Here is a 16,500-nt window from a genome sequence, read left to right on the forward strand (position 1 = left end):
CACGCCGCACCGTGCGGCGTCGGCCATCCCGTGCGAGGTTGCACGCTCCGTGCAGCGCTACGAACTCGCACCGAGCGTGCAACCTCGCACCAGCCGAACAGACCCGCACGGTGCGACACCATCACACGCCCGCACCACCCGTGTTGCACGGTCGGTATACCAAGCCGTAGCATCGCCCTACCGCACCACCACCCCACAGGGCCCGACTGCCACCATCGGTCTGCCCGCGGCGAGCGCTCCATCGATGCAGCCCGCGCCGTCCGCTGCCGGCAACGCCCCACTGGACCCGCACGTGAACCCCACACCCTTCGGTCTCTACGACCCTGCCCGCGAATCGAGCGATTGCGGCGTCGGTTTCATCACCCGTCTCGACGGGACGCCGAGCCACGACGTCATCCGCAAGGGCGACGAAGCGCTGTGCTCCATCCCGCACCGCGGCGGCAAGTCCGCCGAGGGTGTCGGTGACGGCGCGGGCGTCAGCATCGACCTGTCGGTGGAGTTCTTCAGCGCCATCACCGGCCAGCAGCTGCGCGCCGGGCACTTCGGCGTCGCGAACTGCTTCGTGCCGAGTGGCACCGGCGCGGACGGCGCCGACGAGCGCACCCGGGCCCAGCAGACGGTCTCGGACGCCATCGCGGCCGAGGGCTTCGAGCTGCTGCTGGTCCGTGACGTCCCGGTCGACCACTCGGTCGCGCGCCCCGAGGCCGAGCAGTACCAGCTGCCGATCGTGCAGTGGGTCTTCCGTGCACCGTCCGACTGGGACCGCACCGAGGTCGACGCCGCCGCGAACCGTGCCCTGCTCGCCATCGAGGCCGTGTCCTACGCCCAGGCCGCCGCCGAGCGTGCCGAGCACGCCGCCCTGTACCCGCTGTCACTCAGCGCCCGGACCCAGATCCTGAAGGGCCGGCTGAACTCCGGCGAGGTGATCGGGTACTTCACCGACCTGCGTGACCCCCGGCACTCGGTGCGGACGCTGTACTTCCACACCCGGTTCTCGACGAACACCGAGCCGCACCCGACGATGGCGCAGCCGTTCCGCCTGATGGCGCACAACGGCGAGCTGAACACCGACCGGAAGAACCGGCTGTCGGACGAGGCGCTCGCGCGTGCCCGCACCCGGAGCATCGTGCGTCCGCCCGGGCAGTCGGACTCGAGCCGGCTCGACCAGACCCTGCAGAGCCGTGTGTTCGACGACGGGCTCGAGATCGTCGAGGCCGTCGTCTCGCTCATGCCCCCGGCGTGGGAGAACGACCGCACCCTGACCCCCGACGTCCGGGACATGCTCGAGTACTTCTCGCTGTACGAGGAGAAGAACGACGGCCCCGCGGCCGTGATCTTCAGCGACGGCGACGTCGTCGGTGCCCGGTTGGACCGTCTGGGCCTGCGCCCGCTGCGCACCGTCGAGACGGCCGAGTACCTGATGGTGTCGTCCGAGGCGGGCCAGGTCGAGTTCGCCGCCGACGAGGTCGTGCACCGCGGCCGCATCGAGGCCGGCGGCATGCTCGTCGTCGACCACCGCACCGGATCCCGCATGCGCACCGGCGAGGTGCTGCGCATGCTCGCGGCCCGCCGTGACTACGGCACCCTGCTCGACGCGGCCCGTGTGAACCTGGACGACCTGCCCGCGCCGGCCTACGAGCGCACCAGGAACACCCTGGGCTACGACGGCGACCTGTCGCTCGCGGGCCGGTACGTCGCGTACTCGCTGAACCAGGAGAGCTTCCGGTTCATGCTCGACCCGATGCTGCAGAACGGGTCGGAGCGCATCTCGGCGATGGGCTACGGCAACGCGATCAACGCCCTGAGCGACACCGAGGGCGGCATGGCGAAGTACTTCTCGCAGCGCTTCGCCCAGGTGACGAACCCGCCGCTCGACTCGATCCGCGAAGCCGACGGCATGTCGATGCGCGTCGCACTCGGCGCCAAGCCGGACGGCACCGGCACCACGGGCCGGCAGCTCGTCGTGCAGTCGCCGATCCTCGGGCACCTGGACATGGTGCGGCTGCGTGACCAGGACATCGTGCCGCTCGAGCGCTTCGACATGCTCTACGTGCCGGTGCCCGCCGACGAGCAGGCGAACGCCGACGCGATGCGCGGCGCACTGGACGCCCTGTGCGACGCGATCGAGGCGTTCGCGGCGCGTGGTGGTGGGATCGCGGTCGTGACCGACCGCGAGGTGTCGTCGACCCATGCGCCCCTTCCCGTGATCCTGGCCGTGGCGGCCGTCAACCAGCGGCTCATCGAGACCGGTCTGCGCCTGCGGGTGTCCGTCGTCGCGGAGAGCGGTCAGCTGCCATCGTCACACCACGTCGCGACCGCGCTCGGCTTCGGTGCCGCCGCTGTGTACAGCTTGAGCGCACGGCTGCGTGCGGAGGAGAAGTACCCCGCCGCGCCCGCACCCGCCGGTGAGCTGACCGCGACCGACCTGGCACTCAAGCAGTTCCGCAAGGCCGCCGAGAAGGCCCTGGCGAAGACCATGGGCCGCGTCGGCCTGTGCACCGCCGAGAGCTACATCGGCGGCGAGTTCTTCGAGCCGAACTACCTCGACACCGGTGACGACGTGCTCGCACGGGTCTTCCCGCACATGCAGGCCCCGGTCGGCGGCGTCGGCTTCGTGCGCATCGCCCAGGCGGCGACGGACTGGCACGAGCGTGCCCGTTCGGTGGCGTCCGAGGGTCAGGTCCCGCTCCTCGGCCTGTTCAAGGAACGCTCCGACGGCGCCGGCCACTCGTTCGGCGTCGCGAGCGTCCGCGGGTTCGGCGGCATGACCGAGGAGCGCCCGGCCTTCGAGCGCTCCGGCGACTCGGACGCGCTGCGGCTGCTCACGCTCCGCCAGCTCGACGACTCGTTCGGCATCACCGACGCCGCGTACCGGAACACCGGGTACGACCGCCTCAGCGAGGCCGAGATCGACGCGCACCGCATCACGCCGGGCTACGTCACGTTCCTGCAGACCACGCACGACGAGCGGTCCCGCCGCCCCGCCGCGCTCCGCGACGTGCTCGCCCTGCCCGCGGACGTCACGGGCATCGACACGGCCGAGGACTTCGCGCGCGAGCTCGGTCGTTTCTCGACGAGCGGCAACGCCAGCGTCACCGTGCGCGGGCTGTCCGGCTCGCGTCCGTCGGACGACCAGGACCTGCCTGGAGGAACGGAGCGGTTCCGCCTGGAGCTCACGTCGACGGGGACCACGGGTGCACTGCGCCACACAGCCCTGGCAGACGGCCTCGCGTTGCTCCACCCGGGGCAGATCGACGTCGACGCCGTCGACGACACCCAGGTGACGCTCCGCGCCACCGGTGCGGCCGTCGCGCTGCTCGCGCTGCTGCAGAGCGCCCCGGCGAGCGTCGAGCTCGACGAGGTGCAGCCGGCCCACGAGATCACCCGGACCCTGGCGTCCGGCGCGATGAGCCACGGCGCGCTCGTCGCCACCGCCCACGAGGCCGTCGCGCACGGCACGAACATGGTCGGCGGCATGTCGAACAGCGGTGAGGGCGGCGAGCACCACTCCCGCTACGGCACTATCCGCGGCTCGCGCATCAAGCAGTTCGCCTCGGGCCGGTTCGGCATCTGGGCCGGCTACCTCGCCGACCCAATGCTCGAGGAGCTCGAGATCAAGATCGGCCAGGGTGCGAAGCCCGGCGAGGGTGGTCAGCTGCCCGCACCCAAGGTCACGGTGGACATCGCCGCGGCCCGTGGGGGCACGCCCGGCGTCGAGCTGATCTCGCCGCCGCCTCACCACGACACGTACTCGATCGAGGACCTCGCGCAGCTCATCCACGACTGCAAGGCCGCCCGCGTCCGGGTGATCGTGAAGCTCGTCTCGTCCGAGGGCATCGGCACCATCGCGGTCGGTGTCGCGAAGGCCGGCGCGGACGTCATCAACGTCGCGGGCAACACCGGCGGCACGGGCGCCGCGGCCGTCACCAGCCTGAAGTACGCCGGCCGCTCCGCGGAGATCGGCGTGGCCGAGGTGCACCAGGCCCTGGTCGCGAACGGCCTGCGCCAGAAGGTCACGCTCCGCTGCTCGGGTGCGCACCAGACCGGCAGCGACGTCGTCACCAGCGCCCTGCTCGGCGGTGACAGCTTCGAGTTCGGCACGACCGCGCTCATGATGCTCGGCTGCGTGATGGCGAAGAACTGCAACGTGAAGTGCCCGGCGGGCCTGACCACGAACGCCGAGGCGTTCGAGGGCGACCCCCGCGCGCTCGCGCAGTACCTGCTCAACATCGCCCACGACGTGCGGCAGATCCTGGCCCGGCTCGGCCTGCGCTCCCTGCGCGAGGCCCGTGGCCGGACCGACCTGCTGCAGCTCCTCGACCACCCGGCGAGCGTCGGCCGGCTCGACGCACGTGCCCTGCTCGCCCAGGTGCCCGAGAAGGTCGTCACCGACCCGGAGTACCTGGAGAAGGACTTCCACACCGACGACGCCCTGCTCGAGCGCGTCCGCACCGCCCTGGTCGACCACGCGCAGGAGCACGTACTCGTGCACGGCGTGCTGCTCGGCAACAGCGACAAGTCGGTCGGCGGCCAGCTCGGCATCGACCTCGAGCGCCTGCTCAACCACGAGCTCCGCTCCGAGGACGTGCAGGGCCTGCCCGCCGTGACGACGGACGACCGCGGACGCCGCCGGCTGGTGGACGGCGCGGTCACGATCCGCACGCAGGGATCGGCCGGGCAGTCCTACGGCGTCTTCAACAACGACGGCGTCGTGCTCGAGCACACCGGCACCGCGAACGACGGCGTCGGCAAGAGCCAGAGCGGCGGACGGATCATCGTCCGTGCCCCCGGTGGCGGCAGTGCCGAACAGGGCGGCAACGTGCTGGTCGGCAACTTCGCGCTCTTCGGGGCCACCGGCGGCCGCACCTTCGTCGAGGGCGAGGCCGGCGACCGGTTCGCCGTCCGCAACTCCGGCGCGACCGCCGTCGTCGAGGGCGTGGGCGACTTCGGCTGCGAGTACATGACCGGTGGCGCCGTGTTCAACCTCGGCGCGTTCGGCAAGGGCCTCGGCAACGGCATGTCCGGCGGGTTCCTGTACCAGTACGACCCGTCCGGCCAGGTCGCCGAGCGTGCCAGCACCGACTCGCTCCTGGTGTTCCCCGTCACCGACACCGAGCGCGGTGCGTTCCACGAGGCCGCCGCCCGCCTGCTGCTCGAGTGGCATCTCGAGGCGACCGGTTCGGCCCTGGCCGAGCGGCTGCTCGCCGAGTGGGACACCGCACGCGCACACGTGTTCGTCGGAATGCCCCGCGCCCTGCTGCTCACGCAGGACGCCGGCGAGATCCTGGCGGCGGCGACCCGGCCGGAGCTCCTCGACGAGCTCGCGATCTCGATCGCCACCGACAAGCTCCGCGCGTTCAAGCTCGACTACCGCGACCAGCGCACGGTGCTCGACGGCCGTGCCCCGGCGCTCGGCGACCAGGGCGAGGACATGTTCTCGCTGCTGTCGTCGTACACCGTGCTCGGGGTCGCCCAGGACGTCGCCCTCGAGCGCGTCCCCGGCGCGTCCGGTGCCGCCGACCCGCGGGTCGCCGACGCCGTCAAGAACCTCGTGCTCACCGAGGACTTCTCCGTCAAGCAGCGCGTCGTGAAGTACCTGCGCGGCACGCTCGACCGGTTCGCCGACGACCAGCTCGCGACCCTGATCGCGATCAAGCGGCTCGACGACTACAAGCGCGCGCTCACCCAGCGGAACAACCGCAGCATGGACGCGCCGGGCACCGCGGGGTGGATCATGCACCAGAACGCCCAGAACGACGGCCGCGTCCGCGAGGCACGCTTCGACGAGCTGCTCGCGACCGCGGCGCTCGAGGACATCGCGCGCCGTGCACCGCAGGCGCCGACCGAGGCGGTGACCGCGTGAGCCTGCTCCCCCCGACCGGGTCGCTGATCCCCGTCGACGCACCGTTCTCCGCCGCCCAGGAGTCCTGGCTCGCCGGGTTCATCGCGGGCATCGCCGCCGCCGGCAAGAAGGTCGCGGCCAGCGCGCCCACGACGACGATCGACGTGCTCTTCGGCACCCAGACCGGCAACGCCGAGTTCCTGGCCGACGAGCTCGTCGCCGGCGCAAGGGCCCGCGGGCTCGGTGGCCGTTCCAGCGCGCTCGACGCCGTCACGCCCGAGCAGCTCGCCGAGATGTCGCACGTGCTCGTCGTCACCTCGACCTACGGCGAGGGCGAGATGCCCGACAACGCCGGCCTGTTCTGGGACGCGATCCAGGCCAGCACGGTGCCGCGGCTCGAGGGGCTGCAGTACGCCGTCCTCGGGCTCGGTGACACGAGCTACGACGAGTTCTGCCAGGCCGGCAAGCTCCTCGACACCCGCTTCGAGCAGCTCGGCGCGACGCGGGTCCACGACCGCGTGGACTGCGACGTCGACTTCGAGGACGCGGCCGCACTGTGGACCGCTGCGGTCCTCGACCGCCTGGCCGCCGAGACCGGCGCGACGGCTGCACCCGACGCTGCCACGGGCGGTGGCACCGGCGACGGTGCAGCCGCGACCGGCGGGGCGGGCGCGAGCCGTGCCTCCCGGCCGGGGTCGCAGTGGAACAAGCGCAACCCGTACCCGTCGCGCCTGGTCGAGAACCGGCTGCTCTCCTCGCCGCGCAGCGCGAAGGAGATCCGGCACTACGAGTTCGACCTCGGCGACTCGGGGATCGAGTACGCGGCCGGTGACGCCCTGGCGGTGGTGCCGGTGAACGACGAGGTCTTCGTGGCGGACCTGCTCGAGCAGGTCGGCGCGAACGGCGGCGAGGCGTTCGACGGCCGTCCGATCAGCGAGGTCCTGCGGACCGACCGCGAGATCCGGACGCCCTCGAAGGACCTCATCGCTGACCTGGTGCAGCGCGCGCCGTCGAGCGAGCTCGCAGCCGTCGTGGCGCACGGCGACAAGCACGAGCTGGACCGCTGGCTGTGGGGACGTGACGTCCTCGACCTGCTCCGCGACGCCGGGTCGGCTGCCCCCGGACTCGACGAGCTGCTGCCGAACCTCCGGCCGCTGCAGGCGCGCCAGTACTCGATCTCGTCGAGCCCGCTGGCGCACCCGGACCGCATCCACCTGACCATCGCGTCGGTGCGCTACGGCGACCCGCACCGGATGTACGCCGGCGTCGCGTCGACGTTCCTGGCCGACCGGGTCGACCCGGACGGCACCGTCGACGTGTACCTGCAGCCGAACGCGTCGTTCGGGGTACCGGCGGACGAGTCGGCGCCGATGATCATGATCGGTCCGGGCACCGGGGTCGCGCCGTTCCGCGGGTTCCTGCACGAGCGCGCGGTGTCCGGTGCGACCGGGCGCAACTGGCTGTTCTTCGGCGACCAGCACCGGGACACCGACTTCGTGTACCAGGACGAGCTCACCGACCTGCAGGAACAGGGCGTGCTGGACCGCCTCGACCTGGCGTTCTCGCGCGACCAGGCCGAGAAGGTCTACGTGCAGACCCGGATGCTCGAACGGTCGGCGGAGCTGTTCGCCTGGCTCGAGGACGGCGGCCACGTGTACGTGTGCGGCGACGCCTCACGCATGGCGAAGGACGTCGAGGCCGCGCTGCTGCAGGTCATCCGCACCGGCCGCGGGCGCGACGAGGACGACGCGCAGGCGTACCTGGCCGACATGCGTCGCGCGAAGCGGTACGTGCGCGACGTCTACTGAGGCGAGCGGAGAGACCGCCCCGGCCACGGAACCCGAATCCGATGGCCGGGGCGATCCCGGAGGAGCGCCGGTCGGTCGAGACCGATCGGCGAGCCCAGCACCGTGACGCGGCGGTCCCGGCGCACGGCGCCGGTCGCATGAGCGGCGAATCCCCTGATCCGGGACTCACCTCGCTCGCTCGCCCAGAGCACCGATGGTTGGTCGGTGCCGGACTCGCAGTGCGTCACGGTCAATTCGGGTCCCCCTCCTGCCGCGGGACAGGTCAACACCGGATCCCTGGATTCCGGTGCGGGGGACGACTCTGTACCGCGGTACAGAAAGCGTACGGGTCGGACGGACTGACCGGAACCCGTTGACCCAGATCAGCGTGTTGTGGTACCGCTCGGAGTGCTCGAGGCGTCGTCCGCGTCCCCGGGTGCGACGGCACGTGACCACGCCGAGTCGTCGGCCGTGCTGGTGTCCGTCGGCTCCGGTGTCAGCACGAGCCCGGACCCCGACGTGGCCGATGCGTAGAGGTCCTCGAGCCAGCTGCGGTTGATCGACGGCACCCGGCTCCCCGTGAACTTGAAGTGCAGGCTGACGCTCGGATGCAACCAGATCGTGCTGCGACCGTTGCCGTGGATGACGTCGTCCTTCCACGAGAACGCGAAACGGTGGTCGCGCCGGAGCATGTTGACGATGACGATCTGCAGGTGTGTGAGCGCGCGGTCGTCGATCCGCAGGTCGAGCGGTTGCCCGCCGTAGATGAGCTGACCCATGGCTCCTTCTACTCCTGTGCCGCGGTGTGCGCGAGGTTCGACGCCCAGGTCGTGATCGTCCGGTCGAACCAGACGGCGTCGACGTTGCGCTCCCACGCGTGTTCGGCCGGTTCGCTGACCGCCAGCGTCACCGTGCCCGGGTGTGCCTCGGCGAACTCCTGGCTGGCCGAGAACGGCACCGTCGTGTCGCCGGCGGAGTGGATGAGCAGGGTCGGTGGCAACGCCCGGGGTGCGCGCAACCAGGAGAGGGCCCGGACGTCGACGGCTTCCCGCAGCCCGACCAGCCGGCAGATGACCGGGGTCGCCATCGCACCGAGGGCGGCCGAGACGACGATGCCGGGGAGACCAGCACGGCGGGCCTGTGACCGGACCGCCACCGACCAGTCCAGCGCGGGGGCGACGAGCACGATCCCGGCCAGGCGGTCGCGGTGCGCCGAGCGGGCGAGGAGCTCGTGCGTGATCGTCGCGCCCATCGACCAGCCGACCAGGACGAGCTGTTCGGCGCCGTTCGCGACGGCGTGGTCGAGCGCCGCTTCGACGTCCGCCCACTCGCGGGCACCGAGGTGCGAGGCCCGGCCTTCCCACGGGGCCTCGCCGTCGCCACGGAACGACGGGACGATCGACGTCCAGCCGAGCTCGAGCGCCGCGGGGACGGTCCGGAGCGCGGTGACCCGGGTCGTCCGGATCCCGTGGACGTGGACCGCCCAGGTCCGGGCGGCATCGCGGTCGGCAACGCGGTCGGCAACGCCGTCGGCGGTGCCGTCCGTTCCCGCACGGCCGTCGGCCGCGCCGTCGGGGCCCGGCCGCACCACCCACGCCGGTGCCGGCCCCACCGGCGTCGGCAGCGACACCTCGGACCAGTCGACCTCCATCGCCGCCGGGTCCGGGTGCACGTGCCCACTCCACCGCACCCGCGACGACACCGCGCCGGTCGTCCGCACCACGGCCCGCCGCACCGACCCGGCGGCTTCGTCGATCTCGAGCACCGGCCCGACGGTGGTGTGGCCCGGGCCGTCGTGCCACAGGCCGTACTCCCCCGGGCGCACGGTGTCGTCGGTGATCGGCAGCCGGACGGAGTCGGCGTCGGACCCGAGCACGGGGGTCCAGCGGTCGCCCGCGGGCAGCACGATCCGTCCGACGACCTTCCGCACCACGAGCAGGACGAGCAGCGCCGCCACCGCCAGCACCACGAGCGCACCGAGCACCCACCACACGATCGTCACGCCGTCATCCTCCGAGGCTCCGGGTCAGGGTCCGTTCCGCCGCCCGCACCTGGGCGAGCTCGGCATCGTCAAGGGTCCGTCCCTGCACCTCGGCGTCGCGGATCGCGATGACCAGGTCGTAGGTCCGGGCCTGCGGGTCGCCCGGCCGCTCGACCGCGCGCACCTCGTGCCGGCGCACGATGCGGCGCAGGTGGCGGTGGTGCCCGCGGTGCCGCAGGTCACGCCCCCACCGCCGGAACGTCAACGAGGCCATCGCGACGACGATCAACACGATGCCCAGGTAGAACGGCGGGTCGAAGGCCAGACGCAGTCCGTCACGGACCCCGGCTGGGAACACCCCGAAGTGGTCCGCCGTCAGCGAGGCGACCTCGTCGACGCTCGCCAGGACCACCAGGGCCAGCCCGACGCGGAACACCACGAGCGCCACCGGGTTCTGCAGCACGCCACGCCGCAGGGTCGTCGCGGCGATCAGCCCCACGCTCACCATGTAGACGGTCGCGTAGAACCACATCGGCGTCTGTGCGATCCCGTGCACGATGAAGTCGAAGTCGGTACCGCCGCGCTCCTCGACCAGCAGGAACGGCACCGTGAACGCCACGACCACGACGAGCAGCGCCACCGGCTTCGCCAGCATCGGGCGTTCCGGCAGGTCGTCGGTGCTCGCCCGCAGCATCAGCCAGAACGCCACGGTCGCGCAGACGTTCTGCACCAGGTTGATCAGGTTCGAGCCGCCCAGTGCGCCGTCGAGCACGGTCTGCGGCACGACGCTGCCCAGGGTCAGGAGCCCGAGTGCGCCGACACCCGTGGCACCCCAGGCCGCCCGGCCGCGCGGGTTCCGCAGCACGTACGGCGTGCGGGCGAGGAAGATCAGCGCCGCGAACCAGAAGGCTGCGGCGTGCAGTGCTGCCATCAGCCGTAGGCCCGCTCGTCCGCGCCCGTGGCACCGGCGAGCAGGACGGTCGCGAGTTCGTACGCGAACCGCTCGGCGAAGTGCTCGTCGTCGTCCGAGATGCTCACGAGCCCCGAGTCGGCGTCGAGCGCACGACGGCACACGTGGCCCCCGGCGGCGAACTCGGCGACGGACGACGCGGTCGGCGTGCCGACGTCGCCGTGCACCAGGTGCCCGAGCTCGTGCAGCACGCAGTGCATGCGGTAGAGCGGCGGCGCCCCGGCGGGCACGAGCACCAGGTTCTCGTGCTCGAACTGCGACACGAGCGCCGTGAGCGGCCCCCAGCTCGGACCGTCGACGTCGACGACGCGAGTGGGTTTGCCGACCATCGTGCCGACGCCGGTGACGACGTCGGACAGGTGCGGTGCGCGGGGCAGGGTGGCGACGAGGGCACGGACGGCGCCGGACGCGCCCAGCTGCTCCGCCATCGACCCTCCGATCTCCGCGGCAAGACTACCGGCACCTCGCCCTCGTGCACGAGACCGCCGGCGTGACCGGTGGACGGCCAGGAGGCCCCGGGGGGCGCCCCCCCCGGCCCGCCGTCCGGTCCGCGGAAGCGACAGGTGCCGGCACGTGCGCCGGGTCCGCGGGGCGGGAGCAGCCCGGCGACGCCGGCGACGCCGGCTACGCCTGCTGCGTCGTCGCCTCGTAGTGGCGCGCGCCACCGCGCACACCCTCGAACCGGAACGGCGCGGTCGTGACGCGCGGACGCTCGACGTCCTCGCTGGTGGCGGCGCCGGCTGCGTGCAGCTCGCGGTACGCGTCGACCGTCAGCGGGACGCGTGCGCCGAGCAGCGCGCGCACCCGACCGACCCGGCGGTGCTCGCGGTAGTCGGGCCGGACGACACCGGTGATGAGCTCGCCGACGCTGCCCGAGCCGTAGCTGAACAGGGCGATGCGCTCCCCCGCCAGGTGCTCGTCGAGGTCGAGGAGTGCCGCGAGCCCGATCCAGAGCGACGCCGTGTACGTGTTGCCGGTCTGCTTGTTGTACGTGAACCCGACGAACAGCTCCGACTCGTCGAACGGCACGCCCACGTGCTGCGTGAGCTTCCGGTGCGCCTTGAGCGCCATCTTCGTGAACGGCTGGTGGTGGACGAAGCGCACGATGTCCTCGTACGCCGGCCCGCCCTGCTCGGCGAGGTCGTCCCACGCGCCGACGAACGCGTCGACGTAGGCGCTGACGGACAGCCGTCCGTCGACCAGCGCGGTGGAGCGGTCGTTCGGCCGCCAGAAGTCGTCGACGTCGGCGGTGTAGACGCCGGCGGCCGGCTCGATCTCGATCAGGTCGGGGTCGGCGGACACCAGGATCGCGGCGGCACCGGCACCCTGGGTCGGCTCGGCGGCGGTGTCGACGTCGTAGCGCGCGACGTCGGCGGCGATGACGAGCACCCGCTCGTGCGGGGCGCGGGCGACGATGCCGAGCGCGAGCTGCACCGCGGCCATCCCGCCGTAGCAGGCCTGCTTCAGCTCGACCACGCGGACGGCCTTCGGCAACCCGAGCAGACCGTGCACGTAGACGCCGGCGGCCTTGGACTGGTCGACGCCGGACTCGGTGGCGAACAGCACCGTCCGGATGCCCTCGACGCCGTGCCGGTCGATGAGTTCCTTCGCAGCGGTGGCGCCCATCGTGACGATGTCCTCGTCGGGGGCGGGCACGCTGAACGCGTCCTGCCCGATGCCGACGTGGTACTTCGCCGGGTCGACGCCGAGCCGCTCGGCCAGGTCGTCGAGCTCGAGCACGTGGTGACCGGTCGCGATCGCGATGTCGTGGATGCCGACGCCGCTCATGCTGCACCGCCTGCGGGCTTCGTGCCACGGCGTTCCATGGCGACGTGGGCGGCCATCAGCTCGCCCGGGTTGGTCTGCGCGGCGAGGAGCGAGAGCTCCCCGCACAGCACCGTGGCGGCGCAGAGACCGGCGAGGCGGCGGGCGTTCGCCCCCGGCTCGCGGTCGTCGCGGCAGCCGAGGCGCACCAGGGCGTCCTCGACGACGGGCAGGTCGCCGCCCTTGCCGTTGCCGACCGTGCCGACGATCAGGTGCGGCAGCGAGGTCGCGAAGTACAGGTCGCCGTCGCGGTCCTCGGCGCTCGTGATGCCCTGCGAGCCCTCGACGATGTTGGCGGCGTCCTGGCCCGTGGCCAGGTAGAAGCCGAGCAGCATGTTGGCGTAGTGCGCGTTCGCCGAGCGGATGGCGCCGGCGATCGTCGACCCGATCAGGTTCTTCGCGATGTTGAGCTCGACGATGCGTGCGGTGCTCGACCGCAGGCGCTTCTCGACGACCTCGCCCGGGATCACGATCTCGGCGATGGTGTTGCGGCCGCGGCCACGGATGCCGTTCACCGCGGTGGCCTTCTTGTCGGTGCAGAAGTTGCCCGACACCGACACGTACCGCAGGCCCGGCTGCCAGTCCAGGATCGCCGGCAGCAGCTTGTCCGCGGCCTGGGTGACCATGTTGTGGCCGGAGGCGTCGCCCGTGGTGAACGCGAAGCGCAGGAACAGCAGGTCCCCGACGATCTCCGGGTGCACCTCGATGAGCTTGGCGAACCGGCTCTGGCCGGCGACGATCGCGGCGAGCTCGTCCTGGCGTGCCAGGATCTGCCCGGCGGCGACGTGGGCGGCAGCGGCGCTGTCGGCACGGACCACGACGGATCGGGTCATCCGCTCGTCGACGACGGTCGCGACGATGCCGTCCTCGACCATGCGCGAGATGCGGGCACCGCGGCCGACGGACGGCCAGAGCGGCGACTCGTAGGTGGCGAGGGGGACCTCGTGCTCCCCCTGCACGGCGTTGCCGCTGACGCGGATCGGACCGACCCACTTGGTGGGGATCGGTGTGAGCAGGTCACTCATCGAGGGCTCCTTCTGGTGCTCGCACCGCGACGCTGAGGTGTCTGATGTCGTGCGCCTCCCAGGCGCGGTGGATGCCGGCGGGGTCGGTGTCCGCCGGGACGAGCGCGATGCCGCAGTCGCCGCCGCCGGCACCGGACGGCTTCGCCGCCCCGCCAGCCGCCTCGACGACGTCGCACAGGGTCGCGAGCCGCTCGGTCTCGATCTGCGACCCGACCGAGTCACCGAGACGCTGCATGAGCACGCGTGCACGCTTGAGGGCATCGAGCGTGCGCTCGGCGTCGCCGGTCTGGAGGCCCGTGGTCAGGTCGTCGACACAGCTACGGCTCTCGTCGAGGAACGCCTGGTACCCGCCGTTGCGGTGCCGACGCACCACGTCGACGAGCTTCGTGGTGGACGCGGGCGAGCCGGTCCAGCCGACGAGCAGCTGCAGGTTCTCGGGGGCGGGGAGCCGCTGGACGTCGAAGCCCTGCCACGCGTCCGCGTCGGCCAGGATCGCGGACACCGCGTGGTCCCCGAGCATGGCGGCGAGCCGCTCGCGGTCCGGGGCGCTGTAGCGCAGCCACCCGCCGAACGTGCTCGCGGCGAGGTCACCGCCCGAGGCCCGGGGGTTGACCCGGATCGTCGCGAGCAGGGCGACCTGGAAGCGCTGGCGCTGCGTCAGACCGATGCCGTAGAAGCGGTCGAGGGCACCGACGGTCGCGACGGTCACCGCGGCCGAGGACCCGAGTCCGAACTTCCGGCCGCTGGCGTCGTCGAGCTGGCTCTCGATGCGCAGGTCGTGGAACCGCGGGGCGATGCCGCGCTCGGCGCGGAGCTTCTCGACCAGGTCGATCGTGGCCATCACGTAGTCGTAGGGGTGGTGCTCGCGGTCGAGCGCCAGGCCGTCCTCGGCACGGGTCCACGTGAGCGGAAGGTGCCCGTACTCCTCGGAGTGCACACTGCCCGCGCCGTGGCCCTCGCGCACCTTCGCCGTGATGGCGCGGTCGAGGGCGATCAGGACGGACGGCTGGCCCGGCTCGACGACGGCGTACTCGCCGGCGACGAACAGCTTGCCGTGTGCACGGAACTCGATCACTGCGCGGACTCCTTCTGGTCGGGATTGCTCCCGGTCTCTTCGGAGCGGAGCACCCGCGCGGCAGGTCCGGTGCCGGACTCGATGACGTCACCCAGCGACGCGAGCGCCCCGGCGACGGCCGACCGCTCCTGCGGCTTCGTGAGCACGACGACGTTCGGGCCGGCGTCGGCCGTGGCGTAGGCCTCGACCCCGCCGGCACGCAGCTCGGCGACGGCGTCGAACACGGCGACGCTGCGGGCGTTGAGGTAGCGGATCGGCGGGAAGGCGCCCTCGATCGTGGCGTGCATGCGGAGGGCGTTGCTCTCGGTGATCTCGCCGATGCGGGTGAAGTCGCCGGCCGCACAGGCCGTGAGCATGTCACCGACGGTCTCGGTGGTCGAGGTGACCCAGGCGGGGTAGAAGGGCGACGTGGCGATGGTGCGACGCATGGCCTCGCGCGACCCGATCGGCTTCGGGCCGGCGTCGATCGTGACGACGACCATGGCCATCGGCGGAGCGGGGATCGGCTCGGCGAAGGAGCCCTGGTCGTCGCCGGCGTGCCAGACGGCGACACCGCCGGGGATCGAGCGCGTGGCCGAACCCGAACCACGACGGGCCAGACGCGACAGGTCGCGCGGCGACAGGTCGAGGCCGTACGCCGCGGCGGCCGCGGTGGCCAGCGCTGCGAAGCCGGAGGCGCTCGAGGCCAGCCCGGCACCGGTCGGCACGGTGTTCTCGGAGACGACTGACGCGCGGGCGTCGCTGCCGGCGAGCTCCCGCACCAGGTCGAGGAACTGCTGCACGCGCACCAGCGCCCCGTCGTCGACGACGTGACCGTTCAGCGTGAACGTGTCTCCCCGTGCGCCCAGCGCCTCCCGTCCGCCGTCCACCGTGACGGTGGTCGTCGTCGGGAACACGTCGAGCCCCATCGAGACGCTGCCCGTGGCGGGCAGCGCGAGCTGCGCGTCTGCCTTCCCCCAGTACTTGACGAGGGCGATGTTGGGGTGCGCGACGGCGGTGGCTGTCAGCAAGCGCGGGCTCCGATCGTGGTGGTCCAGGTGGCTGCGGCCCCTGCAGCGCGGAGTGCGGCCGCGATGCGGTCCGCGTGGTCGTCGTCCGCGGCGAGCGCGAGGACGCACCCGCCCCGCCCGCCGCCGGTGAGCTTCGCGCCGAGGGCGTCCGCAGCGCGTGCGGCGTCGACGAGCCGGTCCAGGTCGTCACTCGACACGTCGAGTGTGCTGAGCAGGTCGTGCGCGGCGTCCATGGTGACACCCAGAGCCTGGGCATCGCCGTCCTCGAGTGTCCCCCGTGCCCGCCGGGCGAGCGCGCCGATCCGGTCGATCACGGCGCCGACACCGGCCGGGTCCTGGTCGTGGCGTGCTCGGACCGCGGACACGGCTTCCCTGGTGTGCCCGGGGACGCCGGTGTCTGCGACGACGAAGGTGAACCGGGCGCCGAGCGCGACGGGTTCGATGTGCCCGGCCTCGAACCAGACCGGCGCGGACGCGACGACGCCCCGGGCGTCGAGGCCCGACGGACGCCCGTGGGCGACGCGCTCGCACTCCTGGATGAGTTCGTGGTGGGTCTCGACGTCGAGTGTCTCGCCCAGCGCGTCGGCGACGGCGGCGGTCACGGCCGCGGCGACCGCGGCGCTCGAGCCCATGCCGCGGGCGGTCGGGACCTCGCTGTCGACCCGGACGTGGAAGTGCCGGTCGGTGACCCCGAAGTGCCGCAGGGTCGCGGTGACCGCGGTGACGGTCGGCATCACGGCAGCGGGGGCCAGGTCGAGGGGGCCGGTGTGCACGGTGGACTGCAGGCTGTGACCGGGCTGCTCGGCGTCGGCGGCGACCGGGGTGACCGTCGCCACGACCCGCGCGTCGAGCACCGGCAGGACGAGAGCGGGTGCGCCGTACACCACGGCGTGCTCACCGATCAGGATCGTCTTGCCGTGGGACGACGCCGATCCGTTGCCGGGGGTCGTGGTGTTGTCGAGGTCGCAGCTGGTCATCGTGGGTCA

Annotated in this window: 11 protein-coding genes; 2 read left to right on the forward strand and 9 right to left on the reverse strand. The window is 72.3% G+C overall.

The genetic code is table 11. The features are described from left to right. Positions 1–292: 292 nt before the first annotated feature. Together ITJ50_RS14405 and ITJ50_RS14410 are read left to right on the forward strand one after the other, a co-directional pair. Complete coding sequence (locus tag ITJ50_RS14405) at positions 293–5,863, forward strand: glutamate synthase-related protein (protein ID WP_194590772.1); 5,571 nt, start codon at positions 293–295, stop codon at positions 5,861–5,863. Next, positions 5,860–7,650 (forward strand): sulfite reductase subunit alpha, encoded by a 1,791-nt coding sequence (locus tag ITJ50_RS14410; RefSeq protein WP_194590773.1) that lies wholly within the window; start codon positions 5,860–5,862, stop codon positions 7,648–7,650. Before ITJ50_RS14405 ends, ITJ50_RS14410 begins: the two co-directional genes overlap by 4 nt. Before the next feature lie 362 nt (positions 7,651–8,012). Here the strand turns inward: ITJ50_RS14410 and ITJ50_RS14415 are convergent, their stop codons facing one another. The 9 genes from ITJ50_RS14415 to mvk form a co-directional block, all read right to left on the reverse strand. Further along, on the reverse strand, positions 8,013–8,408 hold the full coding sequence (locus ITJ50_RS14415; protein WP_042539899.1) for a hypothetical protein: 396 nt from the start codon (positions 8,406–8,408) through the stop codon (positions 8,013–8,015). Positions 8,409–8,416: 8 nt separating this feature from the next. Continuing rightward, positions 8,417–9,631, reverse strand: coding sequence for an alpha/beta hydrolase family protein (locus ITJ50_RS14420; RefSeq protein WP_194590774.1), 1,215 nt, complete (start codon positions 9,629–9,631; stop codon positions 8,417–8,419). Between the two features lie 4 nt (positions 9,632–9,635). Next, the gene (locus tag ITJ50_RS14425) at positions 9,636–10,541 is read right to left on the reverse strand and encodes a hypothetical protein (protein WP_042539900.1); all 906 of its coding nucleotides are present in this window, start codon (positions 10,539–10,541) and stop codon (positions 9,636–9,638) included. After that, on the reverse strand, positions 10,541–11,008 hold the full coding sequence (locus ITJ50_RS14430) for a hypothetical protein (protein WP_017885429.1): 468 nt from the start codon (positions 11,006–11,008) through the stop codon (positions 10,541–10,543). The genes ITJ50_RS14425 and ITJ50_RS14430 overlap by 1 nt, the downstream gene beginning before the upstream one ends. Positions 11,009–11,204: 196 nt before the next feature. Then, positions 11,205–12,368, reverse strand: coding sequence for a hydroxymethylglutaryl-CoA synthase (locus tag ITJ50_RS14435; protein ID WP_042539902.1), 1,164 nt, complete (start codon positions 12,366–12,368; stop codon positions 11,205–11,207). Then, on the reverse strand, positions 12,365–13,429 hold the full coding sequence (locus ITJ50_RS14440; protein ID WP_017885427.1) for a hypothetical protein: 1,065 nt from the start codon (positions 13,427–13,429) through the stop codon (positions 12,365–12,367). Before ITJ50_RS14440 ends, ITJ50_RS14435 begins: the two co-directional genes overlap by 4 nt. Further along, positions 13,422–14,504, reverse strand: coding sequence for a phosphomevalonate kinase (locus tag ITJ50_RS14445; protein WP_042539904.1), 1,083 nt, complete (start codon positions 14,502–14,504; stop codon positions 13,422–13,424). The genes ITJ50_RS14440 and ITJ50_RS14445 overlap by 8 nt, the downstream gene beginning before the upstream one ends. Beyond that, entirely contained in the window at positions 14,501–15,514 is a 1,014-nt protein-coding gene (gene mvaD, locus ITJ50_RS14450) for a diphosphomevalonate decarboxylase (protein WP_194590775.1), read from the reverse strand. Before mvaD ends, ITJ50_RS14445 begins: the two co-directional genes overlap by 4 nt. Beyond that, a complete protein-coding gene (gene mvk / locus ITJ50_RS14455; RefSeq protein WP_056070075.1) occupies positions 15,508–16,491 on the reverse strand; it encodes a mevalonate kinase in 984 nt (327 codons plus the stop codon). Before mvk ends, mvaD begins: the two co-directional genes overlap by 7 nt. Positions 16,492–16,500: the final 9 nt, after the last annotated feature.

The organism is Curtobacterium sp. VKM Ac-2889 (assembly GCF_015350855.1).
Lineage (GTDB): Bacteria > Actinomycetota > Actinomycetes > Actinomycetales > Microbacteriaceae > Curtobacterium > Curtobacterium poinsettiae.

Excerpts from the sequence above, each read along its gene's own strand:
- ITJ50_RS14415 (WP_042539899.1), bottom strand. The coding sequence starts at position 8,408 with ATGGGTCAGCTCATCTACGGCGGGCAACCGCTCGACCTGCGGATCGAC.
- ITJ50_RS14425 (WP_042539900.1), bottom strand. The coding sequence starts at position 10,541 with ATGGCAGCACTGCACGCCGCAGCCTTCTGGTTCGCGGCGCTGATCTTC.
- ITJ50_RS14430 (WP_017885429.1), bottom strand. The coding sequence starts at position 11,008 with ATGGCGGAGCAGCTGGGCGCGTCCGGCGCCGTCCGTGCCCTCGTCGCC.
- ITJ50_RS14435 (WP_042539902.1), bottom strand. The coding sequence starts at position 12,368 with ATGAGCGGCGTCGGCATCCACGACATCGCGATCGCGACCGGTCACCAC.
- ITJ50_RS14440 (WP_017885427.1), bottom strand. The coding sequence starts at position 13,429 with ATGAGTGACCTGCTCACACCGATCCCCACCAAGTGGGTCGGTCCGATC.
- mvk (WP_056070075.1), bottom strand. The coding sequence starts at position 16,491 with ATGACCAGCTGCGACCTCGACAACACCACGACCCCCGGCAACGGATCG.